17 protein-coding genes and 3 pseudogenes are annotated in these 20,091 nt (G+C 43.1%); 10 read left to right on the plus strand and 10 right to left on the minus strand.

Annotated features, from left to right (window positions below):
• The first annotated feature begins 52 nt into the window (after positions 1-52).
• From ABD960_RS09145 to ABD960_RS09155, 3 genes are all read left to right on the plus strand, one after another.
• Positions 53-460, plus strand: coding sequence for a YdgH/BhsA/McbA family protein (locus ABD960_RS09145; RefSeq protein WP_345330841.1), 408 nt, complete (start codon positions 53-55; stop codon positions 458-460).
• 128 nt (positions 461-588) lie between these two features.
• Positions 589-1,566 (plus strand): sensor histidine kinase, encoded by a 978-nt coding sequence (locus tag ABD960_RS09150; protein ID WP_345330843.1) that lies wholly within the window; start codon positions 589-591, stop codon positions 1,564-1,566.
• Positions 1,563-2,300 (plus strand): LytR/AlgR family response regulator transcription factor, encoded by a 738-nt coding sequence (locus ABD960_RS09155; protein ID WP_345330845.1) that lies wholly within the window; start codon positions 1,563-1,565, stop codon positions 2,298-2,300. Before ABD960_RS09150 ends, ABD960_RS09155 begins: the two co-directional genes overlap by 4 nt.
• A 27-nt stretch (positions 2,301-2,327) precedes the next feature.
• Here the strand turns inward: ABD960_RS09155 and ABD960_RS09160 are convergent, their stop codons facing one another.
• The 3 genes from ABD960_RS09160 to ABD960_RS09170 all read right to left on the minus strand — a co-directional run bounded on the left by ABD960_RS09160 (position 2,328) and on the right by ABD960_RS09170 (position 3,937).
• The gene (locus tag ABD960_RS09160) at positions 2,328-2,687 is read right to left on the minus strand and encodes a nuclear transport factor 2 family protein (RefSeq protein ID WP_345330847.1); all 360 of its coding nucleotides are present in this window, start codon (positions 2,685-2,687) and stop codon (positions 2,328-2,330) included.
• A 276-nt stretch (positions 2,688-2,963) separates the two neighbouring features.
• Complete coding sequence (locus ABD960_RS09165) at positions 2,964-3,797, minus strand: alpha/beta fold hydrolase (RefSeq protein WP_345330849.1); 834 nt, start codon at positions 3,795-3,797, stop codon at positions 2,964-2,966.
• Between the two features lie 2 nt (positions 3,798-3,799).
• Positions 3,800-3,937, minus strand: a complete 138-nt coding sequence (locus ABD960_RS09170) for a hypothetical protein (protein ID WP_345330851.1) — start codon at positions 3,935-3,937, stop codon at positions 3,800-3,802.
• A gap of 85 nt (positions 3,938-4,022) precedes the next feature.
• Between ABD960_RS09170 and ABD960_RS09175 the strand changes: the two are divergent.
• The 3 genes and pseudogenes from ABD960_RS09175 to ABD960_RS09185 all read left to right on the plus strand — a co-directional run.
• Positions 4,023-4,196, plus strand: a pseudogene (locus ABD960_RS09175) (LysR family transcriptional regulator); the annotation flags it as partial.
• Positions 4,197-4,244: 48 nt separating this feature from the next.
• On the plus strand, positions 4,245-4,928 hold the full coding sequence (locus tag ABD960_RS09180) for a LysR substrate-binding domain-containing protein (RefSeq protein ID WP_345332797.1): 684 nt from the start codon (positions 4,245-4,247) through the stop codon (positions 4,926-4,928).
• 315 nt (positions 4,929-5,243) lie between these two features.
• Complete coding sequence (locus ABD960_RS09185; protein WP_345330853.1) at positions 5,244-5,918, plus strand: YceI family protein; 675 nt, start codon at positions 5,244-5,246, stop codon at positions 5,916-5,918.
• Positions 5,919-6,154: 236 nt separating this feature from the next.
• On the opposite strand, the gene ABD960_RS09190 is transcribed toward ABD960_RS09185, so the two are convergent.
• Complete coding sequence (locus ABD960_RS09190) at positions 6,155-6,454, minus strand: hypothetical protein (RefSeq protein WP_345330854.1); 300 nt, start codon at positions 6,452-6,454, stop codon at positions 6,155-6,157.
• A 45-nt stretch (positions 6,455-6,499) separates the two neighbouring features.
• A pseudogene (locus ABD960_RS09200) lies at positions 6,500-6,897 on the minus strand (SDR family NAD(P)-dependent oxidoreductase); the annotation flags it as partial.
• Here ABD960_RS09200 and ABD960_RS09205 point away from each other — a divergent pair.
• The 4 genes and pseudogenes from ABD960_RS09205 to ABD960_RS09220 form a co-directional block, all read left to right on the plus strand.
• A pseudogene (locus ABD960_RS09205) lies at positions 6,871-7,107 on the plus strand (winged helix-turn-helix transcriptional regulator); the annotation flags it as partial. The pseudogenes ABD960_RS09200 and ABD960_RS09205 sit on opposite strands and share 27 nt — an antisense overlap.
• A 203-nt stretch (positions 7,108-7,310) precedes the next feature.
• Positions 7,311-7,616: an ArsR/SmtB family transcription factor gene (locus tag ABD960_RS09210; RefSeq protein WP_345330856.1), complete on the plus strand. Its 306-nt coding sequence runs from the start codon at positions 7,311-7,313 to the stop codon at positions 7,614-7,616.
• A 73-nt stretch (positions 7,617-7,689) separates the two neighbouring features.
• Positions 7,690-8,658, plus strand: a complete 969-nt coding sequence (locus ABD960_RS09215; RefSeq protein ID WP_345330858.1) for a zinc-dependent alcohol dehydrogenase family protein — start codon at positions 7,690-7,692, stop codon at positions 8,656-8,658.
• A gap of 77 nt (positions 8,659-8,735) precedes the next feature.
• Complete coding sequence (locus ABD960_RS09220) at positions 8,736-8,894, plus strand: hypothetical protein (RefSeq protein ID WP_345330860.1); 159 nt, start codon at positions 8,736-8,738, stop codon at positions 8,892-8,894.
• Positions 8,895-8,962: 68 nt separating this feature from the next.
• On the opposite strand, the gene ABD960_RS09225 is transcribed toward ABD960_RS09220, so the two are convergent.
• The 5 genes from ABD960_RS09225 to ABD960_RS09245 form a co-directional block, all read right to left on the minus strand.
• The gene (locus tag ABD960_RS09225) at positions 8,963-13,078 is read right to left on the minus strand and encodes a hybrid sensor histidine kinase/response regulator transcription factor (RefSeq protein ID WP_345330862.1); all 4,116 of its coding nucleotides are present in this window, start codon (positions 13,076-13,078) and stop codon (positions 8,963-8,965) included.
• Between the two features lie 166 nt (positions 13,079-13,244).
• On the minus strand, positions 13,245-13,856 hold the full coding sequence (locus ABD960_RS09230; RefSeq protein ID WP_345330863.1) for a hypothetical protein: 612 nt from the start codon (positions 13,854-13,856) through the stop codon (positions 13,245-13,247).
• A 25-nt stretch (positions 13,857-13,881) separates the two neighbouring features.
• The gene (locus ABD960_RS09235; RefSeq protein ID WP_345330864.1) at positions 13,882-15,030 is read right to left on the minus strand and encodes a glycan-binding surface protein; all 1,149 of its coding nucleotides are present in this window, start codon (positions 15,028-15,030) and stop codon (positions 13,882-13,884) included.
• A gap of 26 nt (positions 15,031-15,056) precedes the next feature.
• A complete protein-coding gene (locus ABD960_RS09240) occupies positions 15,057-16,742 on the minus strand; it encodes a RagB/SusD family nutrient uptake outer membrane protein (protein WP_345330865.1) in 1,686 nt (561 codons plus the stop codon).
• A gap of 10 nt (positions 16,743-16,752) precedes the next feature.
• Positions 16,753-19,908, minus strand: a complete 3,156-nt coding sequence (locus ABD960_RS09245) for a SusC/RagA family TonB-linked outer membrane protein (RefSeq protein WP_345330866.1) — start codon at positions 19,906-19,908, stop codon at positions 16,753-16,755.
• Positions 19,909-20,091: the final 183 nt, after the last annotated feature.

Below are 20,091 nucleotides of genomic sequence, written 5' to 3' on the forward strand. Positions count from 1 at the left end.
GGTAGAACTTGTCAATCCAATAAAAATTGTTTAACGTTCAAAAGAATTAAAAATGAAAAATGTAAGGTCGATTTGCCTGTTAATGGTTTTATTTTCAGGTTTTATAACATCATGTTCCTCACCAAAGTATTTTGGCAAAACCTATTCTCCAACACAAAATGTAGATGTATATCTGGATAAAGCAGACGTAAAAAAGAATCACACCACCATTGGTACCACCAGCATCGGCAAAGGCTTTGGCTCACTGGAATCTGCTCAGCAAAAAGTGATAGAATTGGGTAAGGCTAAGGGTGCCGATGGCGTCATTATGACCCTTACAGAAGAAGTTGTAAGCACTCAACAAACCGGAACAGGCGTCATCACACAATCGAAAAAGAAAAATGTTACCGGTACAACCAGTTCTTCTACAGTTGATATAAAACAAAAAAAAATTACAGCAACATTCATTAAATACGAATAAAACCTTGCTAAACAGCAATTTAAATTAAGCCCATTATGTTTGGATCAGTGTTAACATTCCTCAGGATCAACAGCAGACGCCTGCTTCTTTTGGCTGTGTTCTCACTATTCATCTACGGCTCTTTCTTTATGCTGTCGTATTTAGTTACGCCTGAGCAGACCCTTAAGAATTTCGCTGGTAAGGATGGCCTTGTCTTTGGTATGCTGAATTTTGTTATCGAGGCGGTGATCACGCATTATATGCTGATTTTTGTGGTTATCCTGCCCGCCATGCATGGCCAGCGCCGTCGCAAAAGTGCTTTGATCATTACCGTGCTCTTATTCGTCATCAAGTTTTCGGTCAACTATGGTACTTACCTGTATCAAAGTGGCCGCGGGAACTTGGCTGCTTCCAAACTGTCCGGCGTTTCGCTGGGCTGGATCCTGCTGCTCTCCTACGTTTTCACGTTGGTGAGCAGCCTATCGGTTGCCTTACTGGTCGAATGGGTGAATAAAAGCAAAGAACGAATTATGCTGCAAAAGCAAAAGAGCGAAGCGGAACTGATCGCCCTAAAGCATCAGATCAATCCTCACTTTTTGTTCAACTCGCTAAGTTTCATTTATGGCAAGGTGATCAAAACGGATAAAGAGACTGCTGATTCCGTTTTAATGTTAGCTAATATCATGCGCTACGCCCTGGGTACGAGTGAAAGTATAGACGGGAAAGTAAATATTATGGACGAGCTCGAACATCTGAAGAACGTGATCGAGATCAATCAGCGCCGCTACAACCATGGCTTGAACATTCGGTATGAGGAACAAATCGATGACCAGTCGATTAGTATTCTGCCTTTGATCCTTATCACGTTGGTTGAAAATGCATTCAAACATGGTGATCTGCACGATCCGGATCGACCATTGGTGATCCGGATAAGTACCGCCGTGAATGAACTTGAATTTTACATATCGAATAAAAAAGGAAAAGGCATTAAAGAACTTTCCAATGGCGTTGGGCTGCAGAATATTCGCCAGCAGCTGAATCTGACATATGGCATGCGTTCCTCCTTTATTATTAAAGACGACAGTGATAATTTCAGCATAAGCTTAAACATAAATTCTGCGCTATGATAGATTGTGTAATAGTAGATGACGAGCAGCATGCAATAGACCTGCTCACCCAGCACATCAGTCAGGTGCATTTTCTGCGTCTTGTGGGAACTGCTACGAATCCGGTCAAAGGAGTGGTCATGATTACAGACCTGAAGCCGGGCCTGGTATTTCTTGACGTACAGATGCCGCAGCTGACCGGCATAGAAATTTTGAGGCTGATCAGCAAAGACAGTCATATCATTATGACTACTGCTTACAAGGAATATGCTCTGGACGGATTTGAGCACGCCGTTGTTGATTATCTGTTGAAACCGGTTCAGTTCCTCCGCTTCCTAAAGGCGGTTAATCGTTTATGGACCGTCCACAACAATGCGCGGATGATTTCTGAACAGGATCACTATGTTTTCGTCAAAACCGAACAGAAAGGCAAGCTGCTAAAGATCGACTCACGCAGGATCACATATATCGAAGGGCTGAGCAACTATGCGGTCATTCATCTTGATGACCGTAAAAAGATCACCACTTATCTCAAATTAAAGGAATTGACTGAAAGTTTATCCTCACGGGGCTTCGTTAGAATCCATAAGTCCTACATTATATCTTTAAGCCACCTGACGGCCATAGAAGGTAACATGGTGAGAATAGTGAACGAAGACCAGGGGATCTCTATTGGGGAAGCTTACCGAAAGGATTTTTTTGAATACATCAACAGCAAAATGCTGACGCCACCGCCTGACGGTCGGGTTAATTAATACAAATTAAAGTTAATGCTCACAACATTACGCTTTCGCGGGTTCCAGGAAGGCGTAAAGCTGTTTTACTTTGTCACCTTCAAGCAGAAAGAAATCCATGCTGTTAAGCATAGGGCCGCTGGTGTTGATCTGGCCGAAGAGCCTTGCACTGTTTTGTAGTGGCTCAATAGTTTTAACAGCAGTGAAACGATAAAGAGGATCTTCGGTAATAAGTTTGCCTATAAAATCAGAAACAGATCTCAGGCCGTCAAAAGTATTATCCTTATCATACATTTGGATACCATCGGCATAGATGCTTCTCAACAATTCGTAGCGTTTAATATCATCTTTCTCGTTCCAAGCCGCGACATGGATATTTTCAAGTTGTTCGAACTGCTCAGGGGTCATGGTTGATTATTTGTTACAATCAAAGATAAACCGAATTATCATTCTTGCACGATTTGCGCTGAGATTAATTGAGTCCTAAAGGAACATAAAAACAGAGCTTCATAGAAATATGCTGCTCGCCAATTTTCGAATGTTGGTCCTTATTGCTACAGATGTTGAAGTCGTTTTTTTCTTACAGCGTCGACGCAACTTGCATGCTCCAGAAACAGATGAAACTTTCAGCCAATTCTGCTGAAAGTTTCATCCAATTGGTTCCGGAAAAGAATTACTGAAATTTTAAAGCGGCAATGTTCCTAAAAATTTAAGTATCTCCGCCCCTATCTCTTTGACATGCGTCTCCAGGGCAAAATGCCCGGTATCATAAAATTTCAGTTTTGCTTTCGGCAGGTCTTTAAGATAAGCCGTTGCGCCGGCAGGTAAAAAGAATGGATCGTTCTTCCCCCAGACCAGTAAAGTTTTTGGCTGATATTTCCTGAAATAGGCATGGAACTTAGGGTAAAGCGCAACATTGGTGCGATAATCTCTCACCAGGTCCAGCTGGATCTCGATATTGCCTTTGCGGTCTAAAAAATGCTGATCTAGTGTATAAGCTTCAGGTGAAATAAGCGAAGTATCTTTGACGCCTTGGTGATACTGAAACCAGGTAGCCTTTTCAGATACAAAATCATTTAAAGCGACACGGTTCGCCTGAGAAGAATCGCGCCAATATTTTTGTATAGGGCCCCATTCTTTGCTTAACCCTTCTTCATAGGCATTGCCGTTCTGCGAGATGATACCGGTCACTTTTTCCGGGTTAGCCATAGCGAGCCGTAGACCCACAGGTGATCCATAGTCGAATATATAGACCGCGAAGCGCTTCATCTTCAATAGGTCGATAAATTTTTGCATTGTGCCGGCCAGGTTATCGAAGGTGTATTTGAAATGGGTATGTTCCGGCGCATCGGAAAAGCCGAAACCGGGGAGATCGGGCGCAATCACATGGTACTTTTCCTTTAAAATTGGTATCAGATTGCGGATCATGTGCGATGAGGTAGGATACTCGTGCAGGAGCAGGATCGTTGGCGATTGCGGATCACCTGCTTCCCGATAAAATATTTTAAGATTGCCCACCTTTATATTACGGTAGTGAACGGCATTTGAGTTATTGTAACGGTATTGGTTTTGCCCGCCTTCATTTGCGCAGTGGAAGTGCTTATCTGCAATAGGCTGATCAGTATTATAGCAGCGAGTAACTTGATCGTGATTTTCATATATTTTTTTTTCTCAAAATTAAAGTGGATATTTGATTATTAAAAACGATTAAAAAAGATAACATAAATCGTTTTTAATGATATTATGAACACTAATGACCTGAAGATTTTTGAATCGGTTGCAGCACACAAAAGTTTTACTAAAGCTGCTTCCGAAATGTTTACGGTACAATCCAATGTAACTGCCAGAATACGTAGTTTGGAGGAAGAATTCGGAACTGAGCTGTTTAACAGAACTTCCCGTAAAGTCGAGCTAACACCGGCGGGTGAAATACTCATGCGCTATTCCAAACAGGTCGCTGGGTTGGTGACTGAGGCAAAAGCGAGCATCCTGAATGCTGACAAAGTTGCCGGCATATTGAGGATCGGTTGTATTGAAACTACCATGGCGCTTAAAGCCCCTGAAATTCTTACGCAGTTCGAGGAAAAATATCCGGGTGTCGAACTGGAATTTAAATCAGCGATGAGAGCTGCACTGATCGATGACGTACTCAACTACGATCTTGACGCCGCTTATGTCTCTGCCCCGGTCAATATCAGCGGACTTGATCAGATCGCCGTAAAACAGGAAGAACTGGTGATTTTGAGCGCTTCCCGGGGACCTGAGCTAAAGGATCTGCTTGCCGGGCAGCCCGTAAAGATCGTGGTCTTCGCTGAAGGTTGTGTCTTCAGGGCAAGGCTGGAAGCCTGGTTAAGTTCTAAAGGTATCGTCCATTATAAAAGTACCGTTTTGAACTCCATCGAAGGAATCATCAACTTTGTTGAAGCGGGACTCGGGATCACTGTTTTACCGGAAGAGATAGTGTCGACATATTATCCCGGCCGAAAGATCAGGATGCAGTCTTTGAACAAGCAGTTAGGTATCATGAATACCGTTTTAATATACCGAAAAGATGATAAGCCTTCACGGGCACTTGAGGCTTTTCTGGGTTTACATCCGAATATTCAGAAAAGTACCGGAAATTCAAAAATGGACAGCCTTGGTTATTAATCTATATTGACATGGAATTACCTTACAGACAACGATGACAGAGTTGTTGCGATTGGCAGGATAAGTTTAAAACCGAATCAGATCAGACCATTACATCAGAAATTGTGTTATCTGAAAGTTCCGGTATGGCAAAATGGCATTTAAAACCTTCATCTTCGAGGCAGATTCAAAATAAAGCAGCCATAAACCGAAGAAGCGTGCTCGGCTTTGAACACGCGCGATTCAAAAACGACCTTAATCTACAATATTATACGGCATATGTCATCTTTATTCTGAAGGATACCGGTGATATTTGTGTTCAGTGCGATAGCGCCGATGAGTGGCCTGATCGGTATCAATAGTGATCGAATTGTACTGCTCTTACCTGTTGTGATTTCAAGCCAAACTTTGCATATAACACGTAGCCTTTACCATATGAAAAAATCAATTATTACCGCCTTAGTATTGTTTACATTGACAGCATTCACGTTGACTGGAAAAACCTGGAAGAGCGACCAGGCGCATTCGCAACTGATGTTTACCGCAACACATATGGGCATCTCAGACGTTTCAGGCACATTCAACGATTTTAAGGCCACCCTCGTGGCGGGGAAGCCAGATCTTAGCGATGCGACGATTGAAATGACAGCTAAGGTTGCATCGATCGATACACGGGTAGAAAAGCGGGATGAGCATCTTAAATCGGAAGACTTCCTCGATGAAAAAAAATTTCCGGAGCTAAATTTTAAAAGTACCAGCATCAAACCGGCTGGAAAAAACACATTTAAGTTAAATGGTAAATTATTGCTTCATGGCGTGACGAAGCCGGTAGCGCTGACACTATTTTACATAGGAACGATAAAAAATCCTATGAATGAAAAACTTACCGCTGGCTACAGGGTCACCGGTACCATCAGCCGTAAGGATTTCAATATCGGCGTTAAATTCCAGGCTCCGCTGATCAGCGATGCTATCCGGATTAAAGCTGACGGCGAGTTCCAGCTGGAATGATTGATCAGCGTTTAGCTGATAATCTCTTTGAGTGCGTTTCCTTCTTTTAAAAAAAGTATTGATAGGTATAAAGAGCGGCGATGGTTGTCTTTGAAAATGAGTTTGTCTCAACCCGGTTCAACCAGTGCCTTCATAAAATATTATAAATAAACAACAAACCCCTGAATGGCTGGAACAGGCATGAGCAAGTTCAGACATTCAGAGGTTGTTATGCCGGTTGCATTTATGATCCGTACTTAAGCTAAAAGTTCCTTCAGACCGTATGCTTCAAACGTCTTGTTAAACTCCACCTGGGTAGATGTGTTGATCGCCTCGATGAATTTACCGGTAGACAGGTCTACCACTGTTCTCAATGGTCTTTCACCTTTTGGTGTGCCGATCAGTTTAACGATCGCATCGGCCACTAATTGAGGATCTGGTTTGTAAGTCTCAGTTAACTCCCCCATTGCAGTAACCAGCTTGCCCACATATTCGTCAAGTGCCTTGTACCCATCATTGACGGCAGCATCGGCACCAAACTGTATCTTGGTTGACATCTCTGTCGGAAAACCGCCCGGTTCAACAATGGCTACATCAACACCTAAAGGGCGAACTTCATAATATAGTCCCTCGCTTAAACCTTCCAGTCTGAATTTTGAAGCGGCATAGACGGCTGAGAACGGAAAACTACCCTACCATAACCGCTGGTTACATTGATTATAAGGCCCACTGCTTGTTTACGCATATACAGCAATGCCTGCTTCATGAGCCTCCATGGCCCGATCACATTGATATCGAACATGCACTGTACATCCGCAGGTGTTGAAGCTTCAGCCACGCCAAAGATCGCGCTGCCGGCATTATTTACCAATACGTCGATCCAGCCCTCTTCAGCGATGATCAGGTCAAAGGCTTTTTGGACACTGGCCTCATCGGTCAGCTCTTTGGTACTTGATAGAAGGTAAAAAAATTCAATGAAATAAAAAAATTGATCCCAAATATCACCGAAAAAATGCTTTCAATTCAACTGAAGAGTTTAGAAGAGGACGGGATCATAAAAAAGGAGGTTTTTAATACAAAACCGCCCTTGAAAGTTGAATATTCATTAACTGATTTTGGCAAAACACTTATCCCCTTATTGGAATATCTGGTTACTTGGGGACGTTTCGTAGTAAAGGAAAGATCGTATAACATATATACAAAAAAGTAGTCTACAAAGCATCGACATCAAAACAAGCTGGTTTTGAAAGCAATCCGACATATTTTAATAGTGCCATAATAGCTTTTAGTAAAACCACTTCCAAAGTAGCTAATTTAACTCTGCTAAACATCGAGTTAAACATAATTATCATAAAATTGTAAGTTCTGAACAATACGCTTGTAGGTATTTAGGTAAATACCTAAATTTGTTCGATGAAAGTTTTAGAAGTAATTAAATCAATTTCTAACCAAACACGTTTGGATATTTTGAACTGGTTGAAAGACCCTTTCGCAAATTTTCCGGCGGAAGAGTTGGCTGACTACAATCCGGAGTTGGGGGTTTGTGTTTCAGATATCGCTAAAAAAGCGGAAATGTCTATTCCTACAGTTTCGGTCTATCTTAAAAATATGGCAACGGCTGACGTTTTGATCGCAACCAGAAAAGATCAGTGGACTTACTACAAACGCAACGAAAAAGCGATAAAAGAATTTGCACAGTTGCTAATAGATAACTTATAAAAAATTTAAAGTACAATTTAGAAATTTACCTAAATAACTAAAAAGTTTAACAAACCATTAAAATAAATGTAATATGAAAGCAGCAGTGTTAAACGAGTTTGGCTCGGTTGAAAAATTCGAAATATTAGAGGTGCCTACCCCTACCCCGGGATCTGACGAGGTGCTTGTGAAAGTCCTGGCGACTTCAGTAAATCCCCTGGATTTTCAGGTTCGCCGCGGCGACTATAAAAATGAATTGCAGCTTCCGGTAATTACTGGTCATGATGTATCCGGCGTGATAGTAGAAGTTGGATCCGGCGTTAAAAATTTCAAAGTCGGCGACGAAGTGTATTACACCCCCGAAATTTTCAATGGCCACGGAAGCTATGCAGAGTATCATGTTGCCAAAGAGTCAATTATTGGCATTAAACCTAAAAATTTAAGCCATCTGGAAGCCGCAACATTTCCCTTGGCTGCCGGAACAGCCTGGGAGATGCTTTATACAAGGGCACAATTGAAGATCAATCAAACTATCCTGATACACGGTGGTGCCGGCGGTGTAGGTATACCAACCATTCAACTGGCCAAAGCGATGGGTGCGACCGTATTCACGACAGCCAGATCTGTGCACCATGAATTTCTGAAAAGCTTAGGTTCGGACTATGTAATTGACTATGAGAAAGAAAGTTATATAGACGCAATATTGAGACTAACCAACAATAAAGGTGTGGACGTGGTGATCGACACGATCGGCGGAGATACACTTTCAGACAGTGGTAGGATCTTAAATCAACTGGGACAGGTTGTAACATTGGTTGACATTGAAAGACCGCAAAACCTAATCCACGCGTGGGGAAAAAATGCAACCTATCATTTTGTGTTCACCAGACAGAGCCGGAACAAACTGGACGAACTCACCAAACTGATCGAATCAGGCAAACTGAAACCTGTATTAAATAAAATTTACCCGTTGGCAGAAATAGGTAAGGCACACAGCCTGCTTGAATTTAGAGATAGTGATCCTGATTTCTATGGTAAAATCGGCGTACAGATTGGCGAATAAAACACATTTAAAAATGTTTGTTATGACTAATACAGAAGTTTTTTTGTTGGCGAACAGCGTCTTGGCGGAAGGTCACTATGACGAGTTTATCACGTTTTGCACCGAAGACATCAATGGAAGAACGTTGGAAAAACGCCTTCAACGGTAAAGTTGAATTACGCAAATACATAAGCTCAGACTACGAAGGAATAACTTTTGAAACGGATAAGTCAATAGTAGGTACACCGGCAGTATGAAGACTGCCGGTTTTACTGTTTTATAGCTAACTCTAAAAAAGTTAATAACTTTAAAAGCGAATAAAATCTTAAATCACCTTTTCGTTCCTGAAATGGTTAATGTAATCTGAGGGCAGCATATCGTATTCTACCTTAAAGGTTTTTGCGAAGTAATGGGGCGTATTAAAACCTACCTCGTATGATATTTCTGATACCGATAGCTGGCTCTTGGCTAAAAGCTGGGCCGCCCTGCGCAACCTTATCGAGCGGATAAAATCAACAGGGGTTTTGCCGGTAAGCAACAGCACTTTTTTGTACAATGATACCCGGCTCATACACATATGCTTGCTGAGTTCTTCTACAGTGAAATCAGCATTTTGTAAATTGGCCTCAATATACCGCAAGGCCGCAGCCATAAATTTCTCGTCGGCAGAAGGTATGTTGCGGTCGCTTAGCTGAATGTCTATCTTTTTACGCTGGTTATCCTTGGTTACTGTTTGGAGTGCAAGCAGGTTTTTAATTTTTGATAGCAGCACCTCAAAATTCAGCGGTTTTATGAGGTAATCATTGGCGCCTGTATTCAATCCCTCCAGCAGTGTTTCCTCATTCGGCATGGCGGTAAGTAAAATTATGGGGATATGAGATGTACGGTTATCTAACTTTATTTTGCTGCACAGTTGTAAACCATCCATTTCAGCCATACTAATATCACTCACGATTAAATCGGGATGAAATGCCAGCGCTTTTTGCCAGCCTTCTTTACCGTTTACAGCCTCAACAATATTATAATGCTCCGCCAGATTATCTTTCAGGTAGTACCTAAAATCGTCATCATCCTCAACTAATAGCACCTTTTTCTTTTTTTGCAATTCAGGCTCAACAGCTTTGATTTTTGCAATTACCACTTCTGCTGTTCCGGCTGTTTGTATTGATAGTACGGGCAAAGGCAGTTCAACAATAAAACAACTTCCGCCGTTGGCTACATGCTCTACATTGATATTTCCGTTATGCATTTTAACAAACTCCTTAGCGATAGACAGTCCTATGCCATTGCCCTGATTCATCATAGCAACCGGCGCATCGTGCTGAAAAAAGCGTTCGAAAATTTTATCAACCTTATTGGGCGGTATCCCAATACCTGTATCAATTACGTTTATTTTCAGGATGCAGTGCTCACTTACCTGTACATGCTGCTTACAGCTTAACAGAACGCTTACATTACCGCCGTCAGGTGTAAACTTAAACGCGTTTGATAGCAGGTTTAATAAAACGCGTTCTACTTTATCCTGATCAAAAACGGTTTTGAGCAGGGATGTATCCGTATCAAACGCGAGCTGGATGTTACCCTTCTCGGCAATATCATTAAAGGAATGTGTAATATTTTTTATAAAGGCAATGATCTCACCTTCTTTCAAATCCAGCTTTAATTCGCGGGTTTCCATTTTACGCAGATCCAGCAACTGGTTTACCAGGTTCAGCAACCGGTTAGCATTCTTTTTGATAATAGCCAGATCATTACCCTGCTCATTAAGCTTGGGATCTTTTAACAATTTATCGGCAGGCGCCATTATTAATGATATCGGCGTTTTAAACTCGTGACTGATATTGGTAAGAAACTTTATCTTCATTGAGTCTATTTCGCGTTGCCGCTTTACTTCTTCCCGCTCCTGCTCAAGCGCGAAACGCGCTTTCAACTTTTTAATCCCACGGTAACGTATAAAAAACAGTATAGCAAGGGCAAAAGCTATATAACATAAATAAGCCGTAGTACTTTGCCAAAATGGCGGCAAAACTTTTATACGCAATGATATTTTTTGCACAGGCCATGAATTGTCTATCGCGGCGGCACGGGCAATAAACGTGTAAGTACCCGGACTAAGGTTTGTATAGGTGGCTTTGTGTACTTTATTGTCGGCCGTTATCCAGTCCTCATCAAAACCCTGTAGTTTATAACTGTACCTCACATTCTCCGGATTCAGAAAGTTGAGCGCGGCAAAATCTATGGAGAAAAAATTATCATCATAATCAAGGTTGATGTTCCTGGTGTCTGTAATCAGCTTTGATAAAATCACCTTGCCATTTACTTCGCCGCCGGGTTTTACGCTGGCATTAAATAATTGAAAATCGGTAAAAATGAGCTTAGGCGCGGTTCTGTTAAGCCGGATGTCTTTAGGAATGAACAGGTTAAAACCGTTGCCGCCGCCAAATAGCAGCTCGCCCCTGCGGGTGATCAGTGATGCATCATCATTAAACTGCCTGCCTTGCAAACCATCCCGCTCATTAAAATTGATGAATTGTAATTTCATCTGTCCGTTAGCCATAGATACTTGAGCCTTTGATAAGCCGTTAGCAGTACCCATCCATAAATTGCCCTCTCTATCCTGCTCTAATGATACAATGTTGTTATCGGGCAATCCATCCTGTTTGCGATAGAGCTTTAATTTACCGGTTTTAGGATCAAGGATATTCAAACCCTCGCGGGTACCTATACAGATATTGCCGTATCTGTCCTCAAGTAAAGCATAAACATTGTTGTAAACCAGGCTATTAACGTCGCCATTTATGTGTTTGTAATGCTTTATTTTATTATCGGGCGCAATTACATCGATCCCGTCAGACGTGCCTACCCAGATATTGTTTCTGCTATCTTCAATAATGCTGAAAACATAATCAGAGTGAATTGAATTTTCGCGGAAGGCACGGTATATCGTAAACTTATCACGATCAGGACCCAGCATATTTAAGCCGCCGGATAAAGTGCCGATCCATAACCTGTGCAAGTGGTCTTCCTTTATTTCATACACCCTATCGTCAGACAAACTGTACGGATCAGCATCACTGTGCCGGTAGTGCCTGAAGGTTTTGCCGTCAAAGCAATCAAGCCCGCCAAAGTAGGTACCTATCCAAAGCTTCTGTTCATGGTCTATCGCCAGGCTCACCACCACGTTGTTTGACAGGCTGTTTGTGTTGTTCTTATTATTTCGATAGGTGGTAAATTTTTCAGCCTTGCGGTCGTAGTAAATCAGTCCCCCACCGTTAGTACCGATCCATAAATTGCCTTTAGCGTCCTCAGCAAAAGCGTTAACATCGTCATAATTAATAGTATTTGTAAGCAGTGGATTATGCTTGTACAACGGGAACTTAACAATATTTTGATGGTAATAATTAACTCCCTTTTTATATGTGCCTACCCAGATGGTACCCGCTTCGTCCTTGTATAATTCTGTAAGACTGTTCTGACTTAGACTTTTATCATCGTTTTCCTTTTTTTGCAGATAGCTGATGGTAAAATTTCTTTTGTCGATAAGGTTCACACCGCCCGGATCAGTAGACAGCCATATCTTGCCTTTATCGTCCTGTATTACACTGTTCACGATGTTGGCGTTAAGGCTGTGGCCGGGTGCGTCCTTATAAAAATGCTTTATGGCATTACTTTTCGGGTTTAAGTAATAAGTACCTATCGGCCCAGAATAGAACCAGATATCGTTTTGCGCGTCAACAAAAATCCGGTACATCTGGTAGCTTTTGCTTACCAGCGCGTTAGCAATGGCGGTTGAGCGATAGGTTATTTTACCTTTCCCAATATCAAATTTATCTATAACGCCATCCTTATACGCTATCCAGATATTCCCCTTTGAATCGGGATACATATCTGCCACGTTTATGGAATACAGTGAAGCCGGATTACCTTTAATTGATGGATAGCTGCGGGTTTTGCCTGTTGCTGGGTTGTATATAAACAGCCCTTCAACTGCATGTAAAAAATAATAGTTACCGTTAAGGCCCTTTACAATTTTCATCACCCGGTAATCGGGTACACCATAAGGTTTAAGGTACTTGCCTACATCATCGTTAAAGTTTTCAGTGGCCTGGTCATATATACTGTAACCCGATTGTGTTTTGATCCAGAACTTATCGCCCGGTCCTTCAAATATGCTGATGATAAAATTGTCGCTTATTGATGCCGGATCATTCACATTATGCTGGTATAATTTAAAGGTATTACCATCATAGCGGTTGAGGCCGTTTTGCGTGCCTATCCATAAATAACCACGGCTATCTTTTAAAAAAGCGGTTACATTGTTGTGCGATAAGCCTGTATTTACATTGATGTGCGAAAAAGCGTATTCATCATTTTGGCCAAACGCGTTTTGCCATAACAATAATGCCGCAAACAGGTATCGTGTAAATAAGACCTTCGTCATAATCAGGTTATCAAATCTATCAAATACCTATCACAATCCGCATTAAAAAGATTGTTGCCGCACTATTATAAATAGAAAAACTCCTGCGGTTAAATATAACGCTGCAGGAGTTTAGGGATGTTAGGCGCCTTTATTATACCTAACGCATACAATTATTATATAAGGCTCAGGGGGTAATAACCAGTTCGTTCTCTGATTCGATAACCAATGGTTTAGTGCCGCCGGTGTAAAAAACCACAGTGCCGGTAGCAGCATCCGCAGGTACCTTAACTACTATCTGCGTTAAAGATTTGCTCACAAAATCTTCAACCAAAACATCGGGCGCAAATTGCACACCGGTTACCCAGTTCACAAAATCGCCGGTTATGGTAATGTTATCGCCGGCGCGCGCAGTAGCAGGTACTGATGCTATGGTTACCGGTACTTCAAACTGTATCTCCGTTTTTGAGGTAACATCCCCATCAGCGCTCTTAAGGGTTACAAAACCTTTTTCTGTTTCCTGCGGAACGGTTATGACAATCAGGTCATCCTTCTGCTCAACAAAAGCTGAACTTGAAACGGTTGCGCTGGGCAAATCAATTTCGGTTACTTTTTTCAGATTCTTACCAATAAAGCGTATCTGTTCGCCGTGTTTAACACCTGCAGGCCCGAAACTCTGTAATTCTACCCTACCAGAGTTAACTTCGTTATCGGTGTTTTTGCATGACATGGCCATCGTAATTACCAGCATAAAGCCGGTAATTACGGTAAGTAAAGGTTTATGATATGTTAATTTCATCTTTTTTGAGTGGGTTATAAAAGCTTTAGTCTTTATTTACTTTAGGTACTACCCTGAAGTTATCAAACGATATATCTGCATCCAACTCTCCCGGGCCGAGGAATAGCACACGCGTGTAGTAACCATTAGGCCTCACCGTTAACGGCGACTTAAAGGCATCTGCATACTCATCAAACGGAATGGTTATAGTTTGCCATTTGCCTTTGGTATCAATAGGTGGGTTCCATAAGTAAGCATCGTTATTAAAATCAGACAAGCCGAAATTGAACCGTATGGTATTGTTGTTATAAGGCTTAACGGTGTTCACTTCGAACTTAAGGTTATAATCTTCAGGCTTCAGAATGGCAGCATCCGGAATATTCTTACTGATCGGCCCCATAGCATCAGGCGGACCTCCGGCAACTTCTGTCCAGCCCCAGGCGCCAATTACACGTTTTACGCGAATGTAGTTGCCGTTGATGGCGATCGGATCGTCAGGCCCCGGAGAACTAACCACGAATGAAGAGTTCCACCAGCCGGTAAACGGATCACTGCTGAGGATGATATTACGGTTATCCCTGAAGAATAAATCGGATTTAGTTTCGCCAAAATTGGTTTTCACCGTAATCGGGCCGGGTTGTGCACCCGCCGGAACGCGTACCTTAATAATCGCATCGGTAATTGACTCTATTTCGCCTTCAACACCTCCCGCAAAGGTTACCGTTAGCGGCTGATAAAAATAGTTGCCGTTTATGGTGGCTATTTCGCCGGTAGGCACATACTCGCAATCCATATAGGAGATTACCGGTTCTGCTATACTCACCTTAAAATCATGCTCCAGCGTTTTGCCGTCAGCAAAAATGATCCGGATCTTATTGGTAATATCTACCGGTATCTCGCTGGGTACACTCACCAGTATCGAGGTATTGGTAACATAAGTGGTAGTTACGATGGCCTTTCTGTCGTTAAACCAAATTTCACGAGCGTTTTGCAGGTTAGTACCTACTATGGCTATAAGATTGCCCTGTCCCGCCGACACCAATAATGAATCGGATGAGCTTGGGTCTGTTATCCTGATGTAACTTATAGTTGGGGTGCCTGTTTCGTCCTTATCATTTTTTGAGCATGACGAATAGATGCACACCGTAAGCGTAACCGCTACAAGTGTTAATAATGTCTTAAATATATTTTTCATCTCTATCTGATTTTTGATAAGTCATGTTATTGTGCGTAATAATCAACTGCCGGCTTTTTCAGGTTAGGTGCCTGATCAAGCTCGGGTGTAGGTATAGGCAGCAGAAAATTGCCGCTGTTAGCGTTAATTACCCTATCGGTAGTGGCCCATGGCGTTTTGGTAAGCGTCCACTGTGTAGGGTTCGGGAACTGATCGGGTTTGGTGAAAAACAAGCCCCTGTCCTGCGCGTTAAGGATGCTGTATGCCTTTTGCGCATTATAATAATGCATGCTTACCAGATCGTACCAGGCCATGCCCTCCATTGCAAACTCCAACACACGTTCTTTAAATATTACATCCAGTGTTAGCGGATCTTCAAACGCAGGTAAACCTGAGCGCATGTGCACTTTATTAAAGTAATCTACCGCAACCGCATTGGTAGTTGATGAACTGTTGCCTAATTCGGCTTCGGCATAAATCAAATACATCTCCGCAAGGCGCATCATATAAGTATCGTGCCCGTAATATTGCTGTGCTGCAAGGCCTGCGTTATCCTTAGCTTTACCGGTTACATATTTTTTGATTGACAGGAAATTATTGTCGCTACCCGTAAAAGGGAACACCAGCCTTTGCTCACCGCCTGGTATTGACTGGGTGATTTCAGGATACGAAGCTCCCGGAAGCATGAACGTAGCTTTGAGCCGCTGATCGAGCGTACGGCCCTTAAGTTCATTATCGGCAGCATTTACGGTAAAGCCGTCATACTGTTTCATCATCCACCAGGTTGCGCTTTTATCGCCACCCCAGCCATCGCCGTTAGCTATATCGCCACTGTAGGCCAGATATGCAGGTGTAGAGTTTTGCGTACCCCAGGCACCAGGCGAAAACACCCATTGCAATGAAAAGATGGACTCGGTGTTATTATCATACGGAAACAAAAACAAATTGGCATAATTAGGAAGCAGCGCATATCCGCCTTGCTTAATCACCCTGTCGGCAAAATACTTGGCACTGTCCAGGTCTGATTGGTTGCGTTGCCCCGCACTGTTACTGCCCACCCCTGCCCTGTTGAGGTAAAAACGTGCCAGCATCGCTTCGGCTGCCCACTTAGTTAACCGGCCCGGGCGTACAGGTGTAGCAGTTAAATCATTAGCCGCTGCGCGCATATCGTTAATAATAAACTTCCAAACACTTGGTACTGTGTTTTTACGCAGGCTGGTATCTAACAACAGCTTGGTGTTATTTTCAATAACCGGTACCTCGCCCCAGTTCATCACCAAAAAACGGTAAGCCAGGGCACGCATAAAGCGTGTTTCGGCAATGGCTTGTTTTTTTACCGTAGCCGATACACCATCGCCAGCATAGGTTTCAATGTTTTGACGGGTTAAGTTTGATTGCGCTACCACGATGAAGAAGGCACGCCAGGCAGCAGAGTTATCGGGGTTATCGCCTGTGGTATTAAACAATACGTTACCACGGTCGTTATAAGCTGAAAAAGCCGTACCTGCCCTAAAATCGCCAAGGTTATAGGATGCTTTATCATTATAATCAAACCAAACCTTGCTGTATAGTAAAGCCGTACCGGCAAGTACCTGGTCGTCTGTTTTGTAAAAGCTGGCATCTACGATAGCGTCGGTAGGTACCTTTTCTAAAAAGGTTTTTTTACATGCCGACAGCAAAATTACGGGGAGTAAATAAACGCCCCAGAAAATCTTATTTTTAATGATCTTCATATCTTAAATATTATAAGTCAATCCCGAAACTGAATGTGTAGAACGGCGTAAGCGGATAGCGCCCGTTGTCAAGGCCTATAGCCTGGTTAGTAGCCTGCGCATCACGGCCTACATATGAGCCCACTTCAGGGTCAAGACCTTTGTAACCGGTTATGGTGGCCAGGTTTTGTACACCGAAAGCAAGGCGCGCACCGCGAACAAATTTTTGCTTAGCCAAAAAAGCGGCCGGCACATTGTATGACAGGGTTACGTTTTTTAGCCTGATAAATGAACCATCCTCTACCCATTTATCAGTAATACGGGCGTAGTTGCCGTTTGGCCCGAATGATATCCTGGCAACGTTGGTTCCCGGGTTGGCCAGCGAGGCCGAGCCATCAGCATTGGTTACCGGACGTGCATAATTCATGGCGTTAACCAGCATATTACGGCTCAGATTGATATTGTTAGGGTTTGAATTTGCCCGTGCCAAATAATTATATACATCATTACCATAAGCGGCTGTTACCAGTACGCTGAGGTTGAAGTTTTTGTACGAGAAGTTGTTGGTGAAACCGGCATACAGTTTAGGCCACGGGTTACCAATGTTGGTAAGGTCATTTACGTCAATTTTACCATCACCGTTAATATCCTTGTACTTTACATCGCCAACCCAAACACCATTAACTTCGGCGGTTGGCAACCTGTTGCCGTTGTTATCAACCGGCACGGCGCTGCTGTTAATCTCGTCAACCGATTGAAACAAGCCTTCTTCAATATATCCCTGGAATAACCACGGCGCTGAGCCTACGGCTGATTTTTGCGTCCAGTTATCTAACCACCACGATGTACGTGAAATAAACGCCGACTCACTATTGAGTTTTTTGATAACGGTTTTAAAGTGCGATATGTTAAAGTTGGTGTTCCATGTAAAATCCTTATTAGTGATGTTAGTGGTATTTAATGTTATACCCCAGCCTTTGTTTGATAAGGTACCAATGTTTACCAGCGGAGCGCCAACAGCGCCTGTACCGTTAGTACCCATATACCAAGGCAGCGAAAGATCCATTAACAGGTTGCTGGTTTGTTTATCATAATAATCGGCTTCGAGGGTAATACGGTCTTTAAACAAACCGATGTTCAGGCCAACGTTGTAGGTACGCGTTTCTTCCCACTTCAAGTTCGGGTTAGCAAATTTGCTTGGTAAAAAGCCGGTACTTGTTGGCGTTGCACCGGGTGCCAAAGGCGAATAAATACCGGCGCCGCCACCCTGGTTGCCGGTTAAGCCGGTTTCAACACGTAATTTTAACTCATTGATAGCTGATACATTCCAGAACTCCTCGTTAGTAATACGCCAGGCTGCCGATACCGAAGGGAAATATCCCCAAACATTCTCTGACCCGAAGTTGGATGAACCGTCTGCACGTATGGCTCCTGAAACGATGTAGCGGTCGGCATAGTTATAGTTCAACCTGGCCAGGAATGACTCTAAAGCCCAATGCCCTGATCCGCCGCCGTTACTTGCCGTGTTGGGATCACCTGCCTCAATATCAAATATATCGTTGGTTAAAAACCCAGTTCGGCGTGCCGACAGGTTTTTCCATGTACCGGCCTGCGCCTCGTGGCTGGCTATCAGGTTAAAGTTATGCCTGCCAAAGCTTTTGTTATACTCCAGCAACTGGTTCCAATTCCAATATGTATTTGAACCTGTACCGTTGGTAAAAGCAGCGGTAACATTCTCTGCCCAGCCAATTTTGTAGGTAGGTATATAGTTCTGCGATTCAGAGTAACCAACGTTTGTAGTTAACGATGTTTTGAAATGCAGTTCGGGCAATATTTTTACATCGGCCCTTAAACCACCGCGAAATTCGCGCCTTAAAAAGTTGTTGGTTACCAGGTTGGCAATAGCAACCGGGTTAACCGGCGCAAACTGGTTGGCACCATTATTCAAATCGCCACCGCCCCATGAACCATCTATGTTTTTAACAGGTATTTGCGGTGTTAGCTGAATACCGTTGGATATTAGATTTTCCTGGCTGGTTGTCAGGTTCTCTTTGGTTTGGCTAAAGTTAAGATCGGTACCAAATGTTAACCATTCCTTGGCCTTGCTATCCATATTTAAGCGTGCAGAGTAGCGTTTGAAGCCCGAACCTGCTGCAACACCCTTTTGGTCAAGGTAATCGCCTGATAAATAGTACTTGGTTTTCTCGGTACCACCGCTAAGGCTCAATGTATGATTTTGGCGCGCGCTGTTGCCGAAAAGCTCATCCTGCCAGTTAGTACCCTTACCCAGTAATGACGGATCAAGAAATTCAAGCGGTGTTTCGCCACCGGCAATAGCATGGTACTCCTTAACCATTTGCGCATACTGCCTTAAATCCATCACATCCAGATGTTTGGGGGCGGTTTGCAAGCCATATTGATAATTGTAAGTAAGCTTAACATCGCCCGCTTTACCTCTTTTGGTAGTGATCAACACAACACCGTTAGTAGCACGTGAGCCGTATAATGACGTGGCTGCCGGGCCTTGCAGTACCTGTATATCCTCAATATCAGCCGGGTTTATACCCGCGAGCGGGTTGCTTGAGCTTTGCGGGCCAAAACCGATTTGCGTTGGCGCTATTTGTATATCATCAATAACATATAGCGGATCGGTAGCGCCATTGATGGTACTCACGCCACGGATATTGATTGACATGCCCCCACCCGGCTGCCCCGAATTTTGTGTAACGTAAACACCCGCCGAACGGCCCTGCAGCGCCTGCTCAACCGTAGTATTTACCGTGCGATTAAGCTCTTTGGCTGAGATAGATGTTTGCGCACTTGATAAGTTGGCCTTTTTGGCGCTGCCGTAGGCAACCTTTACCACAACTTCTTCTAACGATGTTGCTGATGGTTTCAGGTAAACATTAACGTTTGTTTTTCCGGCGATGGAAATTTGTTGTTTTTCCATCCCTAAAAAGGTTATGGTTAAACTGTTACCGGCGGCCGGGGCATTAATGGAAAAAGCGCCCATTTTGTTGGTAGCAACAGATACTGTAGTACCGGTAACCGTAACGGTGGCGCCGGGGAGCGCCTCGCCGTTCGGATCAGTAACCGTACCGGTTATTACCCGGTTCTGCGCATAAGCGCCTATGGAAACACAGGCAAGCAAACACAGCATAAAAATACTTCGTAAAATTTGTAGCATGGTTAATTAATTAGGTTTATTGGATATATAGCACAAGCATGGTTTTGTCACCACGCTATAATTGGCTTTGGCGTTACTGATTTATGAAGTGAAGGCGCATTACACAATGCGCAGTGAAAATAACGGCGAATTTAAAACGCATGACTGTCAAAATCAATCGCAAATTTGAGCACAGTTATTTGG

It is taken from the genome of Mucilaginibacter defluvii (assembly GCF_039543225.1).
Taxonomy (GTDB): Bacteria; Bacteroidota; Bacteroidia; order Sphingobacteriales; family Sphingobacteriaceae; genus Mucilaginibacter; species Mucilaginibacter defluvii.

Bases quoted from the DNA above. Each gene is read 5' to 3' on its own strand.
- ABD960_RS09145 (WP_345330841.1), top strand. From the start codon at position 53: ATGAAAAATGTAAGGTCGATTTGCCTGTTAATGGTTTTATTTTCAGGT.
- ABD960_RS09150 (WP_345330843.1), top strand. From the start codon at position 589: ATGCTGTCGTATTTAGTTACGCCTGAGCAGACCCTTAAGAATTTCGCT.
- ABD960_RS09155 (WP_345330845.1), top strand. From the start codon at position 1,563: ATGATAGATTGTGTAATAGTAGATGACGAGCAGCATGCAATAGACCTG.
- ABD960_RS09160 (WP_345330847.1), bottom strand. From the start codon at position 2,687: ATGACCCCTGAGCAGTTCGAACAACTTGAAAATATCCATGTCGCGGCT.
- ABD960_RS09170 (WP_345330851.1), bottom strand. From the start codon at position 3,937: ATGAAAATCACGATCAAGTTACTCGCTGCTATAATACTGATCAGCCTA.
- ABD960_RS09185 (WP_345330853.1), top strand. From the start codon at position 5,244: ATGAGTGGCCTGATCGGTATCAATAGTGATCGAATTGTACTGCTCTTA.
- ABD960_RS09190 (WP_345330854.1), bottom strand. From the start codon at position 6,454: ATGTCAACCAAGATACAGTTTGGTGCCGATGCTGCCGTCAATGATGGG.
- ABD960_RS09210 (WP_345330856.1), top strand. From the start codon at position 7,311: ATGAAAGTTTTAGAAGTAATTAAATCAATTTCTAACCAAACACGTTTG.
- ABD960_RS09215 (WP_345330858.1), top strand. From the start codon at position 7,690: ATGAAAGCAGCAGTGTTAAACGAGTTTGGCTCGGTTGAAAAATTCGAA.
- ABD960_RS09220 (WP_345330860.1), top strand. From the start codon at position 8,736: ATGACGAGTTTATCACGTTTTGCACCGAAGACATCAATGGAAGAACGT.
- ABD960_RS09225 (WP_345330862.1), bottom strand. From the start codon at position 13,078: ATGACGAAGGTCTTATTTACACGATACCTGTTTGCGGCATTATTGTTA.
- ABD960_RS09230 (WP_345330863.1), bottom strand. From the start codon at position 13,856: ATGAAATTAACATATCATAAACCTTTACTTACCGTAATTACCGGCTTT.
- ABD960_RS09235 (WP_345330864.1), bottom strand. From the start codon at position 15,030: ATGAAAAATATATTTAAGACATTATTAACACTTGTAGCGGTTACGCTT.
- ABD960_RS09240 (WP_345330865.1), bottom strand. From the start codon at position 16,742: ATGAAGATCATTAAAAATAAGATTTTCTGGGGCGTTTATTTACTCCCC.
- ABD960_RS09245 (WP_345330866.1), bottom strand. From the start codon at position 19,908: ATGCTACAAATTTTACGAAGTATTTTTATGCTGTGTTTGCTTGCCTGT.